The sequence below is a fragment of the Hydrogenophaga sp. FW305-3-2-15-A-LB1 genome (assembly GCF_058787875.1).
Window position 1 is genome coordinate 22,292 of the sequence record NZ_JBYTAE010000051.1, and the last position, 21,639, is coordinate 43,930.

General features: G+C 66.3%; 19 protein-coding genes. 11 read left to right on the forward strand and 8 right to left on the reverse strand.

All coding sequences use genetic code 11. The annotated features are described in order from the left end of the window. Positions 1-52: 52 nt before the first annotated feature. From AC3WPZ_RS16440 to AC3WPZ_RS16465, 6 genes are all read left to right on the forward strand, one after another. On the forward strand, positions 53-1,033 hold the full coding sequence (locus AC3WPZ_RS16440) for an ABC transporter permease (protein ID WP_291114063.1): 981 nt from the start codon (positions 53-55) through the stop codon (positions 1,031-1,033). After that, positions 1,033-2,316 carry a M20 aminoacylase family protein gene (locus tag AC3WPZ_RS16445; protein ID WP_492432918.1) on the forward strand — a complete coding sequence of 428 codons (1,284 nt, stop codon included), beginning with the start codon at positions 1,033-1,035 and terminating at the stop codon, positions 2,314-2,316. Before AC3WPZ_RS16440 ends, AC3WPZ_RS16445 begins: the two co-directional genes overlap by 1 nt. Next, a complete protein-coding gene (locus AC3WPZ_RS16450; RefSeq protein ID WP_444688464.1) occupies positions 2,313-3,899 on the forward strand; it encodes an ABC transporter substrate-binding protein in 1,587 nt (528 codons plus the stop codon). Before AC3WPZ_RS16445 ends, AC3WPZ_RS16450 begins: the two co-directional genes overlap by 4 nt. 64 nt (positions 3,900-3,963) lie before the next feature. Next, positions 3,964-4,875: an ABC transporter permease gene (locus AC3WPZ_RS16455; protein ID WP_444688463.1), complete on the forward strand. Its 912-nt coding sequence runs from the start codon at positions 3,964-3,966 to the stop codon at positions 4,873-4,875. Positions 4,876-4,882: 7 nt separating this feature from the next. Then, on the forward strand, positions 4,883-5,857 hold the full coding sequence (locus AC3WPZ_RS16460; RefSeq protein ID WP_382161602.1) for an ABC transporter ATP-binding protein: 975 nt from the start codon (positions 4,883-4,885) through the stop codon (positions 5,855-5,857). Beyond that, on the forward strand, positions 5,854-6,933 hold the full coding sequence (locus AC3WPZ_RS16465) for an ABC transporter ATP-binding protein (RefSeq protein WP_492440576.1): 1,080 nt from the start codon (positions 5,854-5,856) through the stop codon (positions 6,931-6,933). The genes AC3WPZ_RS16460 and AC3WPZ_RS16465 overlap by 4 nt, the downstream gene beginning before the upstream one ends. 141 nt (positions 6,934-7,074) lie before the next feature. On the opposite strand, the gene AC3WPZ_RS16470 is transcribed toward AC3WPZ_RS16465, so the two are convergent. After that, positions 7,075-7,923 carry a MurR/RpiR family transcriptional regulator gene (locus AC3WPZ_RS16470; protein WP_382161596.1) on the reverse strand — a complete coding sequence of 283 codons (849 nt, stop codon included), beginning with the start codon at positions 7,921-7,923 and terminating at the stop codon, positions 7,075-7,077. A 69-nt stretch (positions 7,924-7,992) separates the two neighbouring features. Between AC3WPZ_RS16470 and tal the strand changes: the two genes are divergently transcribed. Continuing rightward, positions 7,993-8,934 carry a transaldolase gene (tal, locus tag AC3WPZ_RS16475; protein WP_382323279.1) on the forward strand — a complete coding sequence of 314 codons (942 nt, stop codon included), beginning with the start codon at positions 7,993-7,995 and terminating at the stop codon, positions 8,932-8,934. Positions 8,935-9,123: 189 nt separating this feature from the next. On the opposite strand, the gene groL is transcribed toward tal, so the two are convergent. Beyond that, positions 9,124-10,770 carry a chaperonin GroEL gene (gene groL / locus AC3WPZ_RS16480; RefSeq protein ID WP_291114086.1) on the reverse strand — a complete coding sequence of 549 codons (1,647 nt, stop codon included), beginning with the start codon at positions 10,768-10,770 and terminating at the stop codon, positions 9,124-9,126. Positions 10,771-10,801: 31 nt separating this feature from the next. Continuing rightward, complete coding sequence (locus AC3WPZ_RS16485) at positions 10,802-11,095, reverse strand: co-chaperone GroES (protein ID WP_066268460.1); 294 nt, start codon at positions 11,093-11,095, stop codon at positions 10,802-10,804. A 237-nt stretch (positions 11,096-11,332) separates the two neighbouring features. Here AC3WPZ_RS16485 and AC3WPZ_RS16490 point away from each other — a divergent pair, with 237 nt between their 5' ends. Together AC3WPZ_RS16490 and AC3WPZ_RS16495 are read left to right on the forward strand one after the other, a co-directional pair. Then, a complete protein-coding gene (locus AC3WPZ_RS16490) occupies positions 11,333-13,078 on the forward strand; it encodes a sensor domain-containing diguanylate cyclase (protein WP_492440579.1) in 1,746 nt (581 codons plus the stop codon). A gap of 76 nt (positions 13,079-13,154) precedes the next feature. After that, entirely contained in the window at positions 13,155-13,706 is a 552-nt protein-coding gene (locus tag AC3WPZ_RS16495) for an NADPH-dependent FMN reductase (protein ID WP_291114095.1), read from the forward strand. A 12-nt stretch (positions 13,707-13,718) separates the two neighbouring features. Here the strand turns inward: AC3WPZ_RS16495 and AC3WPZ_RS16500 are convergent, their stop codons facing one another. From AC3WPZ_RS16500 to metK, 3 genes are all read right to left on the reverse strand, one after another. Further along, on the reverse strand, positions 13,719-14,519 hold the full coding sequence (locus tag AC3WPZ_RS16500) for an SDR family oxidoreductase (protein WP_492440581.1): 801 nt from the start codon (positions 14,517-14,519) through the stop codon (positions 13,719-13,721). A 27-nt stretch (positions 14,520-14,546) separates the two neighbouring features. Beyond that, positions 14,547-16,571, reverse strand: coding sequence for a PAS domain-containing sensor histidine kinase (locus AC3WPZ_RS16505; protein ID WP_492440583.1), 2,025 nt, complete (start codon positions 16,569-16,571; stop codon positions 14,547-14,549). A gap of 210 nt (positions 16,572-16,781) precedes the next feature. Further along, positions 16,782-17,963 (reverse strand): methionine adenosyltransferase, encoded by a 1,182-nt coding sequence (gene metK / locus AC3WPZ_RS16510; RefSeq protein ID WP_492440585.1) that lies wholly within the window; start codon positions 17,961-17,963, stop codon positions 16,782-16,784. 158 nt (positions 17,964-18,121) lie between these two features. Here metK and AC3WPZ_RS16515 point away from each other — a divergent pair, with 158 nt between their 5' ends. Both AC3WPZ_RS16515 and AC3WPZ_RS16520 read left to right on the forward strand, forming a co-directional pair. After that, the gene (locus AC3WPZ_RS16515; RefSeq protein ID WP_492440587.1) at positions 18,122-18,985 is read left to right on the forward strand and encodes a lysophospholipid acyltransferase family protein; all 864 of its coding nucleotides are present in this window, start codon (positions 18,122-18,124) and stop codon (positions 18,983-18,985) included. After that, positions 18,985-19,908 carry a lysophospholipid acyltransferase family protein gene (locus AC3WPZ_RS16520; protein ID WP_492440589.1) on the forward strand — a complete coding sequence of 308 codons (924 nt, stop codon included), beginning with the start codon at positions 18,985-18,987 and terminating at the stop codon, positions 19,906-19,908. The genes AC3WPZ_RS16515 and AC3WPZ_RS16520 overlap by 1 nt, the downstream gene beginning before the upstream one ends. A 6-nt stretch (positions 19,909-19,914) precedes the next feature. Here the strand turns inward: AC3WPZ_RS16520 and AC3WPZ_RS16525 are convergent, their stop codons facing one another. Next, a complete protein-coding gene (locus AC3WPZ_RS16525) occupies positions 19,915-20,835 on the reverse strand; it encodes an alpha/beta fold hydrolase (protein WP_492440591.1) in 921 nt (306 codons plus the stop codon). Between the two features lie 26 nt (positions 20,836-20,861). Then, positions 20,862-21,578, reverse strand: a complete 717-nt coding sequence (yihA, locus tag AC3WPZ_RS16530) for a ribosome biogenesis GTP-binding protein YihA/YsxC (RefSeq protein WP_492440593.1) — start codon at positions 21,576-21,578, stop codon at positions 20,862-20,864. Positions 21,579-21,639 lie beyond the last annotated feature (61 nt).

Genomic DNA, 21,639 nt, shown 5'->3' on the forward strand with positions numbered 1-21,639 from the left:
CAGTCGAGGGTCGCGCACCGCAGGGGGCGACCCTCTCTTTATTTTTCAAACGATGTTCGCATTCATTCTTCGGCGACTGGCGCAGGCCGTGATCGTCATGGTCAGCGTGGCGTTCATCGCGTTCATGTTGTTTCAGTATGTGGGGGATCCCGTGGTGTTCCTGCTCGGGCAGGATGCCACCCCCGACCAGGTGCGCGAACTGCGCACCGAGCTTGGTCTGGACCGCCCCTTCTTCGTGCAGTTCTGGCATTTCCTCGCCAACGCGGTGCAAGGTGAATTCGGTCTGTCGCTGCGGCAGGGGGCCAAGGTCTCGCGCCTGATCGCCGAGCGTTTCCCTGCCACGCTGGAGCTGTCCATGGTGGCGGCGGTGCTTGCGCTGGTGGTGGGCATCCCGATGGGGGTGTACGCGGCGTTGCGGCGCGGTACGTTCATGAGCCAGGTGTTCATGACTGTGTCGCTGCTCGGTGTGTCCCTTCCCACGTTTCTGATCGGCATCCTGCTGATCCTGCTGTTCGCCGTCACATTGGGCTGGTTCCCCAGCTTCGGTCGGGGTGACGTGACACAGCTGGGTTGGTGGAGCACCGGCTTGTTGACTCCGAAGGGCTGGCACCACATCACCCTGCCGGCCATCACGCTGGCGATCTTCCAGCTCACGTTGATCATGCGGCTGGTGCGCGCGGAAATGCTGGAGGTGCTGCGCACCGACTACATCAAGTTCGCGCGCGCCCGAGGCCTGACCAACCGCGCGGTGCATTTTGGACACGCGCTGAAGAACACGCTGGTGCCGGTGATGACCATCACCGGTCTGCAACTGGGGGGCTTGATCGCCTTCGCCATCATCACGGAGACGGTGTTCCAGTGGCCGGGCATGGGGTTGCTGTTCATCCAGGCCGTGACCTTCGCCGACATCCCGGTGATGGCCGCCTACCTGTGCCTCATCGCGCTGATCTTCGTGGTCATCAACCTGATCGTCGATCTGCTGTACTTCGCGGTCGACCCCCGCCTTCGCGTGGAGAAGGCGGGAGGCCATTGATGTCCACCCCGTCCCGCATCAAGGCCCATGGCCGCGCGTTTTCCCACATCGCGGCCTTCCACCCCGAGCTCACGGCCTTGCGCCGTGATCTGCACGCCCATCCGGAAATCGGTTTCGAAGAGCACTACACCGCGCAGCGCGTGGTCGAGTCGCTCAAGGTGTGTGGCGTGGACGAGATCCACACCGGCATCGGCAAGACGGGGGTGGTGGCCGTGATCCGCGGCCGCCGTCACACCAGTGGCCGCATGGTCGGCCTGCGCGCCGACATGGACGCGCTGCCCATGACCGAGCACAACGATTTTGCCTGGAAGTCCATGCGCCCCGGCATGATGCACGGCTGCGGCCACGACGGCCACACCGCCATGCTGGTGGGTGCGGCGCGCTACCTGGCCGAAACGCGCCAGTTCGACGGCACGGCGGTGCTGATCTTCCAGCCCGGCGAAGAAGGTTTTGCGGGCGCCAAGGCCATGATCGAGGACGGCCTGTTCGACCGCTTCCCGGTGCAGTCCGTTTTCGGCATGCACAACTGGCCGCAGATGCGCCCTGGCATGGTGGGCGTGAACCCCGGCCCCATGATGGCCTCGGCCGATCGCATCACCATCGAAGTCACGGGCAAGGGCGGCCACGGCGCGCACCCCTACCAGACGGTGGACCCGGTGCTGGTGTCGGCCCACATCATCACGGCGGTGCAGAGCATCGTCTCACGCAACGTGCGCGCCATCGACAGCGCGGTCATCAGCCTGTGCGCGATGCAGGCCGGCGACATGGGCGCGTTCAGCGTGATGCCGGGCAAGGCCACGCTGGTGGGCACGGTGCGCACCTTCAACCCCGAAGTGCAGGCCATGGTCGAGAAACGCCTGCAGGAGGTCTGCTCCGGCGTGGCGCTGGGCCTGGGTGCCACGGCGCACGTGAACTACGAGCGCATCTACCCGGCCACCATCAACACGCGGGACGAAGCCCGTTTCGCGGCCGATGTGGCGCAGAAGCTGGTCGGCCACGACCACGTGGACCGCAACATGGACCCGAGCATGGGGGCCGAGGACTTCTCGTTCATGCTGCAGGTCAAGCCCGGGGCCTACCTGCGCCTGGGGCAAGGCGCCGAAAACGGCCTTGGCAGCTGTTTCCTGCACAACAGCCGCTACGACTTCAACGACGAGGTTCTGCCGCTCGGAGCGGCCCTGCACGCCAGCCTGGTGGAGCACGCCATGCCATTGGCCGATGAGGCTCACGCGTCGAGCAAAACCCCTTCCACAACCACAAACGCATCAAGGAGCGAAGCATGATTTTCCGGAAAACGCTGGCGGCCGCACTGGTCACAACCGCCATGCTCACCCTGGGGGCCGCCTCGGCGCAGACCATCCGCATCGGCAACCAGGGCGATGCCCTGTCCATGGACCCGCATTCGCTCAACGAGTCCTTGCAGCTCAGCGTGACGAACAACGTCTACGAACCCTTGGTGGCGCGCGACCAGAACCTGAAGCTGGTGCCCGGGCTGGCGACGAGCTGGAAACAGACCTCGCCCAGCGTCTGGCGTTTCGAACTGCGCAAGGGCGTGAAATTCCACGACGGCGCACCCTTCACGGCCGACGACGTGTTGTTCACCTTCGCGCGCGCTTCGGGCGAAGGCTCGGACATGAAGAGCTACACCAACGACGTGAAGGAAGTCCGCAAGGTCAACGACTTCACGGTCGACATCGAGACCAAGGGACCGTTCCCTATCCTGCCCGACGTGCTGTCGCTGCTGTTCATGATGAACAAGAAGTGGGCCGAGGACAACCAGGCCACGCGACCCGTGGACCGACGAAAGGGTGTCGAGAATGCGGCCTCGTTCCGCGCCAATGGCACCGGCCCGTTCCGCCTGCGCGAGCGCCAGCCGAACGTCAAGACCAGCTTCGTGCGCAATGGCAGCTACTGGGGCAAGATCGAGGGCAACGTCGTCAACGTGGAGTACACGCCGATCGGCAACGACTCCACCCGCGTGGCGGCGCTGCTCTCGGGCCAGGTGGACGTGATCGAGCCGGTCCCGCTGCAGGACGTGGCGCGCATCAACGCCAGCGGCAAGAGCAAGGTGATGCAGGGTCCCGAACTGCGCACCATCTTCCTGGGTATGGACCAGAAGCGCGACGAGCTGCTGTACTCCAGCGTCAAGGGAAAGAACCCCTTCAAGGACAAGCGCGTGCGCCAGGCCTTCTACCAGGCCATCGACATCAACGGCATCCAGCGCACCGTGATGCGCGGCGCCTCCAAGCCCATGGCGCTGATGGTGGGTCCCGGCATCAATGGCTTCGACAACGCCATGAACAACCGCTTGCCGTACGACCCCGACGCCGCCAAGAAGTTGCTGGCCGATGCCGGCTACCCCAATGGCTTTGAAGTGGCCTTGAACTGCCCCAACGACCGCTACGTGAACGACGGCGCGATCTGCCAGGCGGTCGCCGCCAACCTCGCGCGCATCGGGGTGAAGATCAACCTGCAGGCCGAAACCAAGGGCACCTACTTCCCCAAGATCCTGCGCCGCGACACCAGCTTCTTCATGCTGGGCTGGACCCCGGGCACCTACGACGCGCACAACGCCCTGAATGCCTTGATGCGCTGCGTGGACGACAAGGGCAGTGGCCAGTTCAACCTGGGCGCCTACTGCAACCCCAAGGTCGACGAGCTGACGGTGCAGATCCAGTCGGAGACCGACAAGGCCAAGCGCGATGCCCTGATCAAGGAAGCCTTCAAGCTGCACTCGGACGACATCGGCCACCTGCCGCTGCACCAACAGGCCCTGGCCTGGGGCGTGGCCAACAACGTGGAGCTGGTCCAGCTGGCCGACAACTTCATGCCGTTCCGTTTCATGTCGGTGAAACCGGCGAAATAAGCCGGCCCTCGCCACCACGAGGCCCCGGCCTTGTGGTGGCGTCGCACCCAACCAGGTTCCCCACGTGATCAGCCTCATCAAAAGAGGGCTCGACAGCGATGTCGGCCACAGCTTCCGCACCTCGCCGACCGCCATCGTCGCGGCGGTGATCGCTTTCATCTGCGTGTTCTGCGCGGTTTTCGCGCCGTGGGTGGCTCCGCACGACCCTTTTGACCTTGCGACGCTCGAACTCACGAATGCCCGGCTGCCGCCAGCCTGGCACCCCGATGGATCCAGCAACTTCCTGCTCGGGACGGACGACCAGGGCCGCGACATCCTCTCGGCATTGATGTACGGCGCGCGCATCTCGCTCGCGGTGGGTCTGGCCTCGGTGCTGCTCTCGGTGGTGATCGGCGTCACCTTCGGCCTGCTGGCCGGCTTCCTCGGCGGTTGGGTGGACGGCTTCCTCATGCGCCTGTGCGACGTGATGCTGTCCTTCCCGCCGATCCTCATCGCCTTGCTGATCGCCGGCGTGGGCCGGGCCCTGTTCCCCAATGCGCACGAGACGCTGGCCTTTGGCGTGCTGATCATCTCGATCACGCTCACCGGCTGGGTGCAGTACGCGCGCACGGTGCGGGGTTCCACGCTGGTGGAGCGCAACAAGGAGTACGTGCAGGCCGCGCGCGTGACCGGCGTGGCGCCGCTGCACATCATGCGCAGCCATGTGCTGCCCAACGTCATGGGCCCGGTGCTGGTGCTGGCCACCATCCAGGTGGCCACGGCCATCATCACCGAGGCCACGCTGTCTTTCCTGGGCGTGGGCGCTCCGCCCACCTCACCGTCGCTGGGCACGCTGATCCGCGTGGGCAACGACTACCTGTTCTCCGGCGAATGGTGGATCACCATTTTTCCGGGCGCCATGCTGGTGCTGATCGCACTCAGCGTGAACCTGCTGGGCGACTGGCTGCGCGACGCACTCAACCCCCGCCTGCGCTGAGACCAAGATGAGCCTTCTCCAAGTCAAGAACCTGGTCGTCGAATTCCCCGGCCGCCGCGGCACGCTGCGCGCGCTGGACGACGTTTCCTTCGACATCGCCCCGGGCGAGATCCTCGGCGTGGTGGGTGAGTCCGGCGCGGGCAAGTCGCTCACGGGCGCCTCCATCATCGGCCTGCTGGAGCCGCCGGGCCGTGTCGCCTCGGGCGAGATCCTGCTGCACGGCCGCCGCATCGACAACTTGCCGCACGACCAGATGCGCAAGGTGCGGGGCCGCCAGATCGGCGCGATCTTCCAGGACCCGTTGACCTCGCTCAACCCCCTGTATTCCGTGGGCCGCCAGCTCATCGAGACCATCACCACCCACCTGCCGGTGAGCCAGGCCGAGGCGCGCAGGCGCGCGATCGACCTGCTCAAGGACACCGGCATCCCGGCCGCCGAGCAGCGCATCGACCACTTCCCGCACCAGTTCTCCGGTGGCATGCGCCAGCGCGTCGTGATCGCTCTGGCACTCGCGGCCGAGCCGCAACTCATCGTGGCCGACGAACCCACCACCGCGCTCGATGTCTCGATCCAGGCGCAGATCATCACGCTGCTCAAGACCATCTGCAAACAGCGTGGGGCGGCGGTGATGCTGATCACGCACGACATGGGCGTGATCGCCGAGACCTGCGACCGCGTGGCCGTGATGTACGCCGGACGCGTCGCCGAGATCGGCCCGGTGCACGAGGTCATCAACCACCCGGCGCACCCTTACACCGCCGGCCTGATGGCCTGCATTCCCGACATGAGCCAGGACCGCGAGCGCCTGCACCAGATCGACGGCGCGATGCCGCGGCTCAACGCCATTCCCTCCGGCTGTGCCTACAACCCGCGGTGCGAGAAGGTGTTCGACCGCTGCCACGTCGACCGGCCCGATCTGCTGCCGGCCGGAGCCACCCGGGCGGCCTGCTGGCTGCACGCGCAAGCAGGAGCCCTGGCATGAGCGCCGACATGATCGAAAAAGCGGTGCTGGCCGCGCAAAACCGTGGTGCTTCAAGTCGTGCCGCGGTACCTGCTGCCGCCCTCGAGGCGCCGTTGGTGCGTGCGACCGACCTAGCCAAGACCTTCGACGTGTCCGCGCCCTGGCTCAATCGCGTGATCGAGCGTCAGCCGCGCCAGCTGTTGCGTGCGGTGGACGGCGTGTCCTTCGACATTCCACGGGGTCAGACGCTGGCCCTGGTGGGCGAGTCGGGCTGCGGCAAGAGCACGGTGGCGCGCCTGCTCGTGGGCTTGTACGAGCCCACGCGGGGTGGTTTCGAGTTCGATGGCCAGGACGCGCATGCGGCGTTCAAGACGCCGGAAGGCCGCAAGCTGCGCCGCCGCATCCAGATGATCTTCCAGGACCCGTACGCGAGCCTGAACCCGCGCTGGCGCGTGGAGGACATCATTGCCGAGCCGCTGCGCGAGCACGAGATCGAGACCGAGCCCGTGGCTTTGCGCGCACGGGTGGATGAGTTGTTGAAGTCGGTGGGCCTGTCGCCGCTGGACCGCGTGAAGTACCCGCACCAGTTCTCGGGCGGGCAGCGCCAGCGCATTTCCATCGCGCGGGCCCTGGCCACGCAGCCGGAGTTTCTGGTGTGCGATGAGCCCACCTCGGCACTGGACGTGAGCGTGCAGGCGCAGGTGCTCAACATCATGAAGGACCTGCAGCGCGAGCGCGGGCTGACCTACCTGTTCATCAGCCACAACCTGGCGGTGGTGCGCCACGTGAGCGACCAGGTGGGGGTGATGTACCTGGGGCGGCTGGTGGAGTTGGCGCCCAAGCACACGCTGTTCGACCGGCCGCGCCATCCCTACACGCGCATGCTGCTCGATGCGATTCCGAAGATGCACGACACCGGCAAGGCGCGCACACCGGTCTCGGGTGAGGTGCCCAACCCGCTGAACCCGCCCAGCGGGTGTGCTTTCAATCCGCGTTGTCCGCATGCCAACGACCGCTGCCGCAGCGAGCGTCCGAATCTGCTGGACCTTGGGGGCATTCGCATCGCCTGCCATGCGGTGGAAGAAGGGCGGATCTAGTTTCACGCCACCGGGTGGGCGTTGGCGCGGACGGTGGGTGCTCCCCTCCGCGAATGTCCTCCGGCCCGGCTTCGCCGGGCCTCCCACTTTACGTCGCTGCGGGAAGCACCCGCCGTCCTGGGCCGTTTCTGGCACGCACGATCACGTGTACCTCTTGCTTCGGAGGTTGTTCTTCATTTCCTTGAGCAGGGGCTGGAGCTTGGTGCCGCCGATGCGCAGCGCCAGGCAGGTGGCCACGATGTCGATCACCATCAGGTGCATCAGGCGCGAGGTCATCGGGCTGTAGCGGTCGTAGCCTTCCGGGTGGTCGGCCGAGAGGTGGATGTGGCCACTCTGCGCCAGCGGTGAGCCGCTGGTGGTGATCACGATCACCGTCGCGCCGTGCTTGCGCGCGATGTCGGCCGCGTCCATCAGATCGCGCGTGCGGCCGGAGTTGGAGATGATCACCACGCAGTCGCCCGGCCCGAGCAGGGACGCACTCATCACTTGCATGTGGCCGTCGCTGTAGGCGATGGCATTGATGCCCAGGCGGAAGAACTTGTGTTGCGCGTCCTGCGCGACGATGCCCGAGTTGCCCGCGCCATAGAACTCGATGCGGCCACGGTTCTTGTAGGTGGCCACCAGGGCGTCCACCGCCTTTTCGATCGCGTGGCTGGAGGCGTCGTTGCGGTACTTCAGGAAGGCCGCCACCGTGTTGTCGATCACCTTGACCAGCACGTCGCTCGTCTTGTCGTCCACGTCCACGCTGCGGTGGATGAACGGCACACCTTCGCTCACCGTGCCGGCGAGCTTGAGCTTGAAGTCCGACAGGCCGTCGTAACCCATGCTGCGGCAGAACCGCACCACCGTGGGTTTGCTCACGTGAGCGCGCTCGGCGAGTTCGGTCACGGGCAGGCTGGCGAAGGTGCGCGGGTCCAGCAGCACGAGCTTGGCCACACGTTGCTCGGCAGGCGCCAGCGAGGGCAGGGAGGCTTTGATCCGGTCGAGCATGTTGGGGTTGGTTACATTGAGGGGCGATGCGGTGAAATTTTATTACATCGCCTGGCCGATAATCCGCTGATGAACCAACTTGACGCTCTCAAGCAACTCACCACGGTCGTGGCCGACACGGGCGACTTCAATCAGATTGCAGCCTATGCCCCGCAGGACGCCACGACGAATCCGTCGCTCATCCTGAAGGCGGTCCAGAAGCCCGAGTACGCCCATCTGCTCAAGGACGCTGTCGCGAAGCACGGCGCCCAGGGGTTGGATGAGGTGATGAACCGCTTGCTGGTGGCCTTTGGTGGCGAGATCCTGCGCCTGATCCCGGGCCGGGTCTCGACCGAGGTGGATGCCCGGCTGAGCTTCGACACCGAGGCCACCGTGACCCGCGCGCGCCGCATCATCGAGCTCTACCAGGGTGACGGCGTGCATGTGGACCGTGTGCTGATCAAGATCGCTTCCACCTGGGAAGGCATTCAGGCCGCCGCGCGGCTGGAGCGCGAAGGCATCCACACCAACCTGACGCTGCTGTTCTCGTTCGCCCAGGCGGTGGCCTGTGGCCAGGCCAAGGTGCAGCTGATCTCGCCCTTCGTGGGCCGCATCTACGACTGGTACAAAAAGAGCGCGGGCGCCGGCTGGGACGAGGCCGCAATGGCCGGTGCCAACGACCCGGGCGTGCGTTCGGTGCGCAGCATCTACGAGTTCTACAAGAAGCACGGCATCGCCACCGAGGTGATGGGCGCGAGCTTCCGCAACGTGGGTCAGATCACGGCGCTGGCGGGTTGCGACCTGCTCACCATCAGCCCCGAGCTGCTGGCCCAGCTGGCCGCCAGCGATGCGCCCTTGAGCCGGGCACTGGACGCCAGCGCCGCCCAGTCGTTGGACATCCCCTTCGTGACCCACGACGAAGCCAGCTTCCGCTTCGCCCTGAACGAGGATGCGATGGCGACCGAGAAACTGGCCGAAGGCATCCGGGCGTTCGTGGCGGACACGATCAAGCTCGAAGCCTTGATGAAGTAGCTCGAGCCGAGCCCAAAACAAAAAGCCCCGCGATCTCTCGCGGGGCTTTTTGTTTTGGGATCCCTGTCAGAACACCAGGAGGCATTCCGACGCAGCATGAGGGTGCAGGGCAAGGCGCAGACGCGCTGACAGTGGCATCGCCACGGCAAGCGGCTGCAACGCCGCCATGCGCCCTCAGGCAAGGAGCAATTACATGCCCATGCCGCCCATGTCGCCCATGCCACCCATGCCGCCACCCGGCATCGCAGGTGCGTCGTCCTTCGGGGACTCGGCGACCATGGCTTCGGTCGTCAGCATCAGGCTGGACACCGATGCGGCGTTCTGCAGCGCGGTGCGGGTGACCTTCGTCGGGTCCAGAATGCCCATCTCGATCATGTCGCCGTAGGTGTCGTTGGCGGCGTTGAAGCCGTAGTTGCCCTTGCCGGCCAGGATGGCGTTGACCACCACCGACGGTTCGCCGCCGGCGTTGGCCACGATTTCGCGCAGGGGCGCTTCGATGGCCTTGAGCACCAGCTTGATGCCGGCGTCCTGGTCAGCGTTGTCACCCTTGATGGTGCCAGCGGCTTGGCGGGCGCGCAGCAGGGCCACGCCACCACCGGCCACGATGCCTTCTTCCACGGCAGCGCGGGTGGCGTGCAGGGCGTCTTCCACGCGGGCCTTCTTTTCCTTCATCTCGACTTCGGTGGCGGCACCGACCTTGATGACGGCCACGCCGCCGGCCAGCTTGGCCACGCGCTCTTGCAGCTTCTCGCGGTCGTAGTCGCTGGTGGCTTCTTCGATCTGCACGCGCACTTGCTTGACGCGGGCTTCGATGTCAGCGGCAGCGCCGGCGCCGTCGATGATGGTGGTGTTTTCCTTGCCGATTTCCACGCGCTTGGCTTGGCCCAGGTCGGCCAGGGTCACCTTCTCGAGCGTCAGGCCCACTTCTTCAGCGATCACCTTGCCACCGGTCAGGATGGCGATGTCTTCCAGCATGGCCTTGCGGCGGTCGCCGAAGCCAGGGGCCTTCACAGCCACGACCTTCAGGATGCCGCGGATGGTGTTGACCACCAGCGTCGCCAGGGCTTCGCCTTCGACGTCTTCGGCAATGATCAGCAGCGGACGGCCAGCCTTGGCGACTTGCTCCAGCGTGGGCAGCAGGTCACGGATGTTGGACACCTTCTTGTCGTACAGCAGCACGAAGGGGTTGTCCAACAGCGCCGATTGCTTCTCGGGGTTGTTGATGAAGTAGGGCGACAGGTAGCCGCGGTCGAACTGCATGCCTTCGACGACGTCGAGTTCGTTCTGCAGCGACTTGCCGTCTTCCACGGTGATCACGCCTTCCTTGCCGACCTTGTCCATGGCATTGGCGATGATCTCGCCGATGCTGGAGTCGCTGTTGGCGGAGATGGAACCGACCTGGGCGATTTCCTTGCTGGTGGTGGTGGCCTTGGAGGCCTTCTTCAGCTCGGCGATCAGGGCTTCCACGGCCTTGTCGATGCCGCGCTTGAGGTCCATCGGGTTCATGCCGGCGGCCACGTACTTCATACCTTCGCGCACGATGGCCTGGGCCAGCACGGTGGCGGTGGTGGTGCCGTCACCGGCGTTGTCGGACGTCTTGGAAGCAACTTCCTTGACCATCTGCGCGCCCATGTTCTGGAGCTTGTCCTTGAGTTCGATTTCCTTGGCCACGGACACACCGTCCTTGGTCACGGTGGGGGCGCCGAAGGAGCGCTCGAGCACCACGTTGCGGCCCTTGGGGCCCAGGGTGACCTTGACCGCGTTGGCCAGGATGTTCACGCCTTCAACCATGCGTGCGCGGGCTTCGCCGCCGAAAATGACGTCTTTTGCTGCCATGTTGTTTCTCCGGAAAAATTGAGGTGTTCAGTTACTTGGACTCGACGACCGCGAACAGGTCGTCTTCCTTCATGACCAGCAGTTCGTCGCCAGCGACCTTGACGGTCTGGCCGCTGTACTTGCCGAACAGAACGCGGTCACCGACCTTGACGTTCATGGCGGACAGTTCGCCTTTGTCGTTTTTCTTGCCGGGACCGACTGCCAGGACTTCGCCTTGATCGGGCTTTTCGGCGGCGGCGTCGGGGATGACGATGCCGGAGGCGGTCTTGGTTTCGCTGTCAATGCGCTTGACGATCACGCGATCGGCGAGAGGACGAAGGTTCATTGCATCTCCTGGGTATGGAACAGATGGGGTTTGTTCAGAACGGCGGTGCCAGCCCGGACGGGCCAGCGGATACCGCTGATCGACATGGCGTCGGGTGTTAGCACTCAACGCCAGCGAGTGCTAATCATAAGGGCGCCGGAACCCCATTTCAAGATCGAAGGGGTTTATTTCTGGTGCGAGGGGTCTGGCCACCGGATCGCCGGGCGCTGGTCAGACACAAACACTTACGATGCCGGCATGGACTGCATCTTCTCCTTCCACGGGCCGGCCCGGCGTCTCCTTCTTCGCTTTCTGACGGCGCTGGTCACCCTCCTGGGTCTTTGGTCTCACCCGGGTTCTGCCCAGGCGGCTCCCCCTGCGTCCGACGTCACCCTGCAGGCGCACTTCTGGGTCGATGCCTCGGGTCAGGCCTCCCTCGACGACGCCATGCGCAGACCGGTGGGGGACTTCCAGCCCATGGGCCACTACCGGTCCTTTGACCTGGCGGCTGCCGCCTTGTGGTTGCGGCTGGACTTGCCGCCCCTGGACGCCAGCCGGCGCTGGTACCTCGCCCTGAGTGCGGCGGCCTTCACCAACCGGGCGACGCTCCATGCCACCGGACCCCAGGGAGCGTGGACGGTGCAACAAGCGGGCGATCATTTGCCGGTGTCGCAATGGAGCCATCCCGACCAGACACCGGTGTTTGCCTTGCCGGCCGGGTCAACGGGCCCGGTCTGGCTGCGCCTGGAAAACCGGCCGGCACCGCTGAGCCCGCGCCTGCTGCTGCTGGAGGAAGACACACTGCAGGAAACGCGCTACTGGACTTTCCTGATGATCGGGGGCTACCTCGGTTTCGGCCTGCTGGTGTTGTTCTGGGGCTGGGTGCACGCGCGCCTGTATGGCGACCGCGCCTTCATCGCCTACTGCTGTTATGTCGCGAGCATGTTGGGCTTTCAGGCGGCCTTCACCGGCGTGGGTGGGGTGTTTTTCTGGCGCGACTGGGCGTGGTGGAACGACGCCGCGCCGGCGGTGTTCATGCTGTGGCTCACCGCGGCGGGCATCTGGTTCGTGCGCGAGGCCTGTGCGGTGTCGCGCCACCACCGGCAGGTGGACCTTTTCGTGAAGGCCTGGTCGTGGTTCGGGCTGCTGTTCCCCGTGGTCTACCTGCTGCTGCAGAACCGCTTTGCCTTTGTCGTGCTCAACCTGTACGGCCTGTTGTCGGTGGTGTTGAGCTTCGCACTGTGCATCTGGGCCTGGCGCCTGGGTGAAAAGTACGGGGGCTGGCTGGCGCTGGGGTTCCTGCCGGTGCATCTGAGCTACCCGTTTCCCGCACTGCGCGCGGCCGGCGTGTTGCCGGACAGCTGGGTCACGCAATACGCCGTGCTCATCGGCTCGGCCATCGAGATCCCGCTCCTGCTCTACATCCTGCATCGGCGTGCCAAGGAGTTCAACGAGAACCATGCCCGCCTGCGTGCGATCGAGAGCACGGACCCCTTGACCGGTTTGACCATCGAGCCCGTGCTTCATCTGCGTTTGCGCGATGCCATGCGCCGCTCCAGGCGCTATGGTCATCAGAGTGGCCTCCTGATGGTGGAGCTGCTCAACCATGCGGACATCGTCTCCCGCCATGGCCGGGAGGTGGCCGAGCGCGCACTGGTGGTGGCCGCATCGCGGCTGTCGCACGTGGCGCGCGACGTGGACACGGTCTGCCGTGTGGCCAATGCGCGTTTTGCGGTGCTGGTCGAAGGGCCGCTGCAGCCCGACGACCTGATGCTGCTGGCACAACACATCGTGGCCAAAGGGCTGGAGCAGGTACCTTCCTTGCCGGCGGGCCTGTCGCTGCGCTTTCGCCTGGCCTCCCTGTCGCTGCCTGGCGAAGCGAGGGATGCGGACGACGCGAGCCTGCTCGATCGGCTCCGCGCCGCGCTGGACCAGATGGCCGACGATCCGCGCAAGGTGGTGCTGCACCTGCCGGCGGGCTCACCGGTACCCACACCGTCCTGAGTGTTTGTCTTGAGCCTGTAGTCTCTCGCGTTCACCTTCGTTGTTTCCCCAACCCCGTTCCAGGAGAGGATTTGCCATGAGTGGATTTCAGATCGGCGTGATCGTCGGCAGCCTGCGCCGCGACTCCTTCAACCGCCGGCTGGCGACGGCCCTCGCCCAGCTTGCCTCCAAGGAGTTCACGTTCAAGCAACTCGAAATCGGTGACCTGCCGCTGTACAACCAGGACGACGACGCGAACCAGGCCGCCCCGGTGAAACGGCTCAAGGCCGAGATCGCGGCTTCGCAAGGCCTGCTGTTCGTGACCCCCGAGTACAACCGCTCCCTGCCCGGCGTGTTGAAAAACGCCATCGACCATGCCTCGCGCCCCTACGGCCAGAGTGCCTGGGCCGGCAAACCCGCCGGGGTGATCGGTGTGTCGGTTGGCGCGATCGGCACGGCGCTCGCACAGCAGCACCTGCGCAACATCCTCGCCTACCTCGACGTGCCCACGCTGGGCCAGCCCGAGGCGTTCATCCAGTCCAAGGAAGGCCTGTTCGACAAGGACGGGGGCATCGGCGCCGACAGCCGCGAATTCCTTCAGAAATGGGTGTCCACCTACGAAGCCTGGGTTCGCCGGCACGCGGGCTGACGCCCGCGCGGCTCAGAAGTGGGCCAAGTAACCGCCGTCCACGACCAGCACCTGGCCCGTGACGTAGCTGGCGGCGGGTGAGGCCAGGAACACCGCCGCGCCACCGATCTCCTCGGGCCGGCCCCAGCGGCCCAGCGAACTGCGCCGATCAAGCCAGGCCGCCACGGAAGCGTCCTCCACCATGGCGGTGTTGGCGTCGGTGGCGAAATAGCCCGGGGCGATCGCATTGACGTTGATGCCTTGCGGGCCGAGTTCGGCCGCGAGCGCGCGCGTGAGGGCGTCGAGCGCGCCTTTGCTGGTGGTGTAGGCCGCGTCGCCGGCGCGGGCGATCGGCCCGGCGATGGAGGTGACGTTGATGATGCGGCCAGCGCCCTGGGCGCGCATGGGCCGCGCCACCTCGCGGCAGAGATGCCAGGCCGAGACGAGGTTGGCTTCCAGCAGCTCCCGCAGGGCCTGGGCGGGCAATTCGTCCAGGGGCTGGCGCCGGCGTTGGCCCACGTTGTTGATCAGGATGTCGATCCGGCCACTCTCGGCCAGCAGGTGGGCCACGGCCGCCGTGGCAGCGGCCTCGTCGCACACATCGAAGGGCAGCGCGTGCGCGGTGCCACCAGCGGCTTGGCCGCCTTCGCGCACCCGGTCCACCGCATCACGCAGGCTGGTGGCATCGCGGCCGTTGAGCCAGACGGTGGCGCCATGGGCAGCCAGCGCCTGGGCCATGCACAGGCCCAGGCCACGGGTCGCGCCCGTGACCAGGGCGACGCGGCCTGACAGGGAGAACAGGGGAGAGGGAATCGGTGCGGTGGTGGGGCTCACCGCGAGATTATCGGCCGGCCTTCGGCCTCAGGCCGGCAGCTCGGCCAGGGACGACTCGGGAAAAGCCATCTCCGGCTCCATGCCGTCAAACGGCAAGGTGAAGTAGAAAGTGCAGCCTTCGCCGGGCGCGGTTTCGGACCAGATGCGCCCACCATGGCGCTCGATGATGCGCTGCGACAGCGCCAGGCCCGTGCCTGTCCCTTCGAAGTCCATCGAATGGTGCTGGCGCTGGAACATCACGAACAGGTTGTGCGCCTTCTCCAGGTCAAAGCCCACGCCGTTGTCGGCGATGTAGAAGGTGCGTCCCCCCACCGGGCTGACCTTCCAGCCCACCTCGATGCGGGCCAGGTCGCGGGGACGGGTGTATTTCACGGAGTTGCCCAGCAGGTTGCCCAGGGCCTGGGCCAGCAGCATGGCATCGCCCCGCACGACGGGCAGGTCGTTCTCGATCACCCACTCGATGCGCCGGTCCGGGTTTTCCTGCTTCAGGTGCGCGATCACGCCTTCCACGAGCTGGGCGATCGGCACCGGCTGGGTGTCGATGGCCACACGGCCCAGGCGGGCGTACTCGAGCAGGCCTTCGATCATCAGGCTCATGCGCTTGGACGCCTTGGCGATCGAATTCTGGTACTGCAGGGCCAACGTGTCGGCGGAGTCGCCCATCTGTTCCTGCAGCAGGCTCACGAAGCTGGCGATGTGGCGCAGCGGCGCGCGCAGGTCGTGCGAGACCATGTGTGAGAACACGTCCAGATCCTTGTTGGCCGCCACGAGCTGCTGCGTGCGCTCGGCGACGCGCTTTTCCAGCTCTCGGTTGAGGTCATTCATCACGTCCTCCAGGCTCTTGGCGGCGGTCATGTCGCGCGTGATGCTGGAGAGGCCCTGCAGCTCGCCGGCTTCGTTGCGCAGCGCGGTGAGCACGGTGTGCGCCCAGAAGCGCGAGCCGTCCTCGCGCAGGCGCCAGCCTCGGGTTTCCCATTGGCCGTGGGCCTTGGCCAGGCGCAACACCTGGCCGGGGTCGACCTCGTCCTCGCCCGCGTTGTCGCTGGACAGCAGCGCCTCATAGGAGCGGCCCATGATCTGCGAGCGGGTATGGCCATGCAGGCGCTGGGCGCTCTCGGTCCATTCGGTGATGCCGCCGTTTTCGTCGACGAAGTAGATGCAGTAGTCCTGGATCGCATCCACCATCAGGCGGTAGCGCTGCTCGCTGGCAAACAGCTCGGCCGAACGCGAGCGCACGCGTTCTTCCAGATCCTGGTTGGCGTGCAGCACGAACTCTTCCGTGCGGCGGCGTTCCGTGATGTCGTGCAGCTCGATGAAGATGCCCTCGACGGTGCCATTCTGGAAGTCGGGGATGTAGTGGATCTCGAAGTAGTTGGTCGAACCGTCGGCGGCCGTGCGCGCGGCTTCGAAGGTCTGCGTCTGGCCGGAGAGGGCCTGCGCCACGCGCGGCAGGATGTCGGGCAGGATGTCGGGCCGCACCACCTGGCTCAGCGGCGAACCCACCATGTCGCTCGGCAGTTTGCCGTAGCGCGCGGCGTGGGCTTGGTTGGCGAAGCGGCAGATCAGGTTCTTGTCGTAGTAGGCCAGCCGTGCGGGAATGCGGTCGGTGATGCTGCGCAGCAGGCTGTCCTGGGCGGAGGCGATCTGGGCCGCATCGAGCGGCGTGACCACACCGCTGCCGTGCAGGAAATGGCCCTCGGCATCAAACACCGGCGTCGAGGCGAGGCGGGCGCGAAACAGGCTGCCGTCGACGCGCAGCCAGTCCAGATCGACCGGTTCGCTCTGCCCGCTCTGGCGCAGGGCTTCCACGTGGGCGGTCAGTGCGTCGCGCGAGCGCGGGGCGACCAGTTCATTCAGGGGCATGCCCGGTGCGCCATGGCCCAGCCAACCCAGCAGGGCCTGATTGAGATGGACGCAACGCTGTGCGTCGTCAAAAGTGAGCAGGCCGCAAGGCGCCTGGTCAACGAGGGAACGGACGCTGTCCAGGGCGGACTGGAGGTCTTGCGTGCGCAGGGCCACCAGCCGTTCGAGCTGTTGCTCTGGCGTTTCCATCCCGTCTGGGCAGATAGAGTTGTCCATGGTTCAAGGCTCCCGGGTCGTTGCAGTGCAAGCCAGAAAGGTGGCTTGTACTCCCATATCGGACACCGCCGCAGAAAATTCAAATTGTTACGACCGGTGGTTTTCCCTGCTGTCCGAAAAAAGTACGTAAAAAAAGCCTTGAGGCTCACGCCCCAGGGCTTTGTCGGTTGATTCGGTGACTATTTACAGGCCGGCGGCCTTGCGCAGCGTGGCGGCCTTGTCGGTGCGCTCCCAGGCGAACTCGGGTTCTTCGCGGCCGAAGTGGCCGTAGGCGGCGGTCTTGGTGTAGATCGGGCGCAGCAGGTCGAGCATCTGGATGATGCCCTTGGGGCGCAGGTCGAAGTGTTCCTGCACCAGCGCGGCGATCTTCTCGTCCGGGATCACGCCCGTGCCTTCGGTGTAGACGGTGACGTTCATCGGGCGGGCCACGCCGATGGCGTAGGCCACCTGGATCTGGCACTGCTTGGCCAGGCCGGCGGCCACGATGTTCTTGGCCACGTAGCGGGCGGCATAGGCGGCTGAGCGGTCCACCTTGGACGGGTCCTTGCCCGAGAACGCGCCACCGCCGTGCGGGCAGGCGCCGCCGTAGGTGTCGACGATGATCTTGCGACCGGTCAGGCCGCAGTCACCCTGCGGGCCGCCGATGACGAAGCGGCCGGTCGGGTTGATCAGGTACTTGGTGTCCTTGAGCCACTCCTTGGGCAGCACGGGCTTGATGATCTCTTCGATGATGGCTTCGTTGAAAGACGCCTTCATCTTGGTGGGCGACTCGCTCTGGTCGGGCGAATGCTGGGTCGAGAGCACCACGGTGTCGATGCTGTGCGGCTTGCCGTTGACGTAGCGCATGGTCACCTGGCTCTTGGCGTCGGGACGCAGGAAAGGCAGACGACCGTCCTTGCGCAGCTGGGCCTGGCGCTCCACGAGGCGGTGAGCGTAGTAGATCGGCGCGGGCATCAGCTCGGGCGTCTCGTCGCAGGCGTAGCCGAACATCAGGCCCTGATCGCCGGCGCCGGTGTTCAGGTGGTCGTCGGAGGCGTGGTCCACGCCCTGGGCGATGTCGTTGGACTGCTTGTCGTAGCAGACCATGACCGCGCAGCCCTTGTAATCAATGCCGTACTCGGTGTTGTCGTAGCCGATTCGCTTGAGCGTGTCACGCGCGACCTGGATGTAGTCGACGTGCGCGTTGGTGGTGATTTCACCCGCCAGCACCACCAGGCCGGTGTTGCACAAGGTCTCGGCGGCCACGCGGCTGCGCGGATCCTGGGCAAAGATCGCGTCGAGGATCGCGTCGGAAATCTGGTCGGCGACCTTGTCGGGGTGGCCTTCGGAGACGGATTCGGAGGTGAAAAGGAAATCGCTCGCCATGTATAAACTCCACGTTGGTTGACCGGCGTTGCCGGTCTGTCAGAGTTCGGCGAACGCTTTAGCGGAATTTGTGAATCGCCCCGCAATTAGTTCCATAACTCGGCGATGGCGGCATTCTAGATCAAGTCCGTGCAGCCACCCTGTCCTTCCCCTCTCCTGTGACCCTGCTGATCCATGGCCTTTTTCGCGTCCTGAGCTGGATGCCGCTGTCCGTGCTGCATGCGATGGGCTGGCTGCTGGGCTGGCTGAGTTTTGTGCTCTCTGGCCGGTATCGACGTCGCCTGTTTGCGCATGCTGCCCAGGCGGGCTACCCCCGCCGGGTGGCGCTGGCCACGGTCGGCGAGTCGGGCAAGCTGGTGGCCGAGTTGCCGCGCCTGTGGCTGGGCCGGCCCGCGCCCGTGGCCTGGGCGGGCGCCGAGCACATCGAATCCGCGCATCAACAGGGCACCGGGGTGCTGTTCCTGACGCCCCACCTGGGCTGTTTCGAGATCACGGCCCAGGCGTACGCACAGCGCTTCGGCGAGGTGCATCCCATGACGGTGCTGTTCCGCCCGGCGCGCCAGCCCTGGCTGCGCGATCTCGTGGCCGGTGCGCGCCAGCGCCCCGGCCTGTTCGCCGCCCCCACCACCCTGGCGGGCGTGAAGCAGCTCATCAAGGCGCTCAAGGCCGGGCAGGCGGTGGGCCTGCTGCCGGACCAAGTGCCGCCTGAAGGGCAGGGTGTGTGGGCGCCGTTCTTCGGCCGTGACGCGTACACCATGACGCTGTCGGGCCGCCTGGCCCAGTCCGGCCGCGTGCAGATCCTGTTGAGCTGGGGGGAGCGCCTGAGCTGGGGCCGGGGCTACCGCGTGCACGTGCGCCCGTTCGAGCCGCTCAACGGAGGGCCGCTGTCGGACGACCCGCTGGAGGCCGCGGCACAGATCAATCGCGCCATGGAGGCGCTGGTGCGAGAATGCCCGGCCCAGTACCTCTGGTCCTACAACCGCTACAAGTCGCCGACCCGGTCGACACCGCCGTCGCCCTGATGTCTTCCTTGCCGCCCACCTCCGACGCTCCGCTGCCCCCCGGCAACCTCGGCAACCGCCTGGGGGTGGCCTTCATGCGCGTGCTGGCCGCATTGCCGCTCTCCTGGGTGCGTGGCATGGGCTGGTTGCTGGGGCAGGTGCTGCACTTGGCGGCGGTGCGGCGCCGGCGCATCGCGCGCATCAACTGGGCCCTGTGCTTTCCGGAGAGCAGCGAGGCCGAGCGCGACCGCGCGGTGCGCCAGCATTTCGTGTATTTCGCGCAGGCCTGGCTGGACCGCAGCTGGCTGTGGGAGGCGCCGCTGGCCACGGTGCGTCAGCGCCTGACACTCACGGGCGATCTGCAGGCCCTGGCCGGGAACGAGCCCACCGTGATCTTCGCCCCGCATTTCGTGGGCATGGACGCAGGCTGGATCGGGCTCACGGCCCACCTGGAGCGGCGTTTCTGCGGGCTGTACGCCGAGCAGCTCAACGCAGACGTGGACCGCTGGATGGCGCAAGGCCGCCAGCGTTTCGGCAACCCCCATGTCGTGGGCAAGCGCCAGGGCATCAAACCCCTGGTCGCGGCGATGCGCCAGGGCCTGCCGTTGTACCTGTTGCCCGACATGGACCACGGCATGCGCGACGCGGCGTTCGTGCCCTTCTTCGGCGTGCAGACCGCCACGCTCATGTCGCTGTCCCGGTTGGCCCGCCTGGGGCGTGCCTGCGTGGTGCCGGTGGTGAGCCGCCTCACGCGCGAAGGTTATGAGGTGAAGGTGATGTCACCCTGGCCCGACTACCCGACAGCGGATCCCGAAGCCGACACGGCGGTCATGAACCGCTACCTGGAGGGTTACATCCGCCAGGCGCCGGCGCAGTACTACTGGGTGCACAAGCGCTTCAAGACCCGCCCGGGCAATGAGCGTTCTTTCTACGCCGATCTCTGAACCGGTTCAGGTGTTCAGAAAGCCGCCGATCAAGGCGGCCACGCGCGCCGGCTGCTCGTGCACGATCCAGTGTGTGGCGCCGGGGACGCGCTCGATGCGCAGGTCTGGCACATACCCGTCCAGCCCTTCCAGCAGGGCTTCGGGCAGGGCGGTGTCGTTCAGTCCCCAGATCACCAGGGTCGGCCGCGTCACCATGGCCTTTTCGCGCGGCACCTGCACGGCTGCTGCCCCAGGGTCGTCGGGCGTCGGTGGGCGCAGGGGCGACGCGGCGTAGTACGCGCAAGGGCCTGTCAGCCCCTGGCGCCACACCGCGCGGTAGCGATCGCGCGTGGGTTCGTCGAGCCAGGCCATCGGCCCGCTGTCGGCCGCCATGTGGGTGAAGAAGGGCCAGAGGCGGGCGAAGTCGTTCTCGGCCAGCAGCGTGGGCGCGTCGGGCCGGACCAGGAAATTCATGTAGGCGCTGGCCGCCTGTTGCGCGGGCGACTGGGCCAGTTCGCGCTGGAAGGTGGCGGGGTGCGGCGCGTTGACGATGACCAGTTGCCGAAGCAAGCCAGGCCGCTGCGCGGCGAGGCCCCAGGCCAGTGCACCGCCCCAGTCGTGCGCGATCAGGCCGGCCAGTTGACCTGGCGCGGGGCTGTCGGCGGTGATGGCCGTGGCCAGTGCGCCCAGGTCTTGCAGCAGGGGCTTGGCGCGGTAGGCCGATGTGTCGGTGGGGGCGCTCGACTGCTCGAAGCCGCGCAGGTTGGGCGCCACGCAGCGGTAGCCGCCGTGTTCGACTTGAGCGAAATGCAGAAGCAGCTCGTCCCACACAAAGGCGGCTTCGGGAAAACCGTGCAGGAACAGCAGCACGGGGCGGCCGGGCTCGCCGGCGGCTCGGCAACTCAGCGTGATGCCGTGGGGCAGGGCTTGTTGGAAGGTCTGGATCATGCGGGCTCTCCTCGAGCCCGCACGGTTCAGTCCAGCGCGGGCGGCTCGTCGTCGGGAACGGGGTCGGCCGCTTGGGCTGGCGCGTTGGCGCCATGGGTCCATTGCCAGAGCAGCAGCGCCACCTCGTCCAGCCCCTTTTTCTTCAGGGCCGAGAAGAGTCTCGCCTCGCCACCGCCCGATTGCAGTCGCGCAATCGACAGCGCCTTTTGCGCTTCGGCGTGGTTGAGCTTGTCGGCCTTGGTGAGCAGCACCAGAAACTTCAGGCCTTCCTCGACCCGAGGCCGGATCACCTCCAGCAGGATCTCGTCGAGCTCGGTCAGGCCCAGGCGAGGGTCAATCAACAGCACCACGCCCTTGAGGTTTTCGCGCGTGAGCAAATAGTTGCCCATGACGCGCTGCCAGCGCAACTTGGCTTCGCGCGGCACGGCGGCATAGCCATAGCCCGGCAGGTCGGCCAGCACCGCGTCGGTCACGCCCTGTTTGCCGAGCGAGAACAGGTTGATGCTTTGCGTGCGGCCCGGCGTCTTGGAGGCGAAGGCCAGGCGCTTCTGCTGCGTCAGCGTGTTGATGCAGGTGGACTTGCCCGCGTTGGAGCGCCCGACGAAGGCGATCTCGGGCACCTCCAGCGGCGGCAGGTGTTCGAGTTGCGGGGCGGTGGTGAGAAAGCGGGCGGTGTGCAGCCAGCCGTGCGCGATCTTGGGATCGGGCTTGAGGGGATCGATGGTTTTTCCAGCTCGGGGTATCGGGGCTTTGAGGCCCGGGGCGTCGTGCGACGGCGAAGCGGTCTGGGGGGCTGGAGTGGGG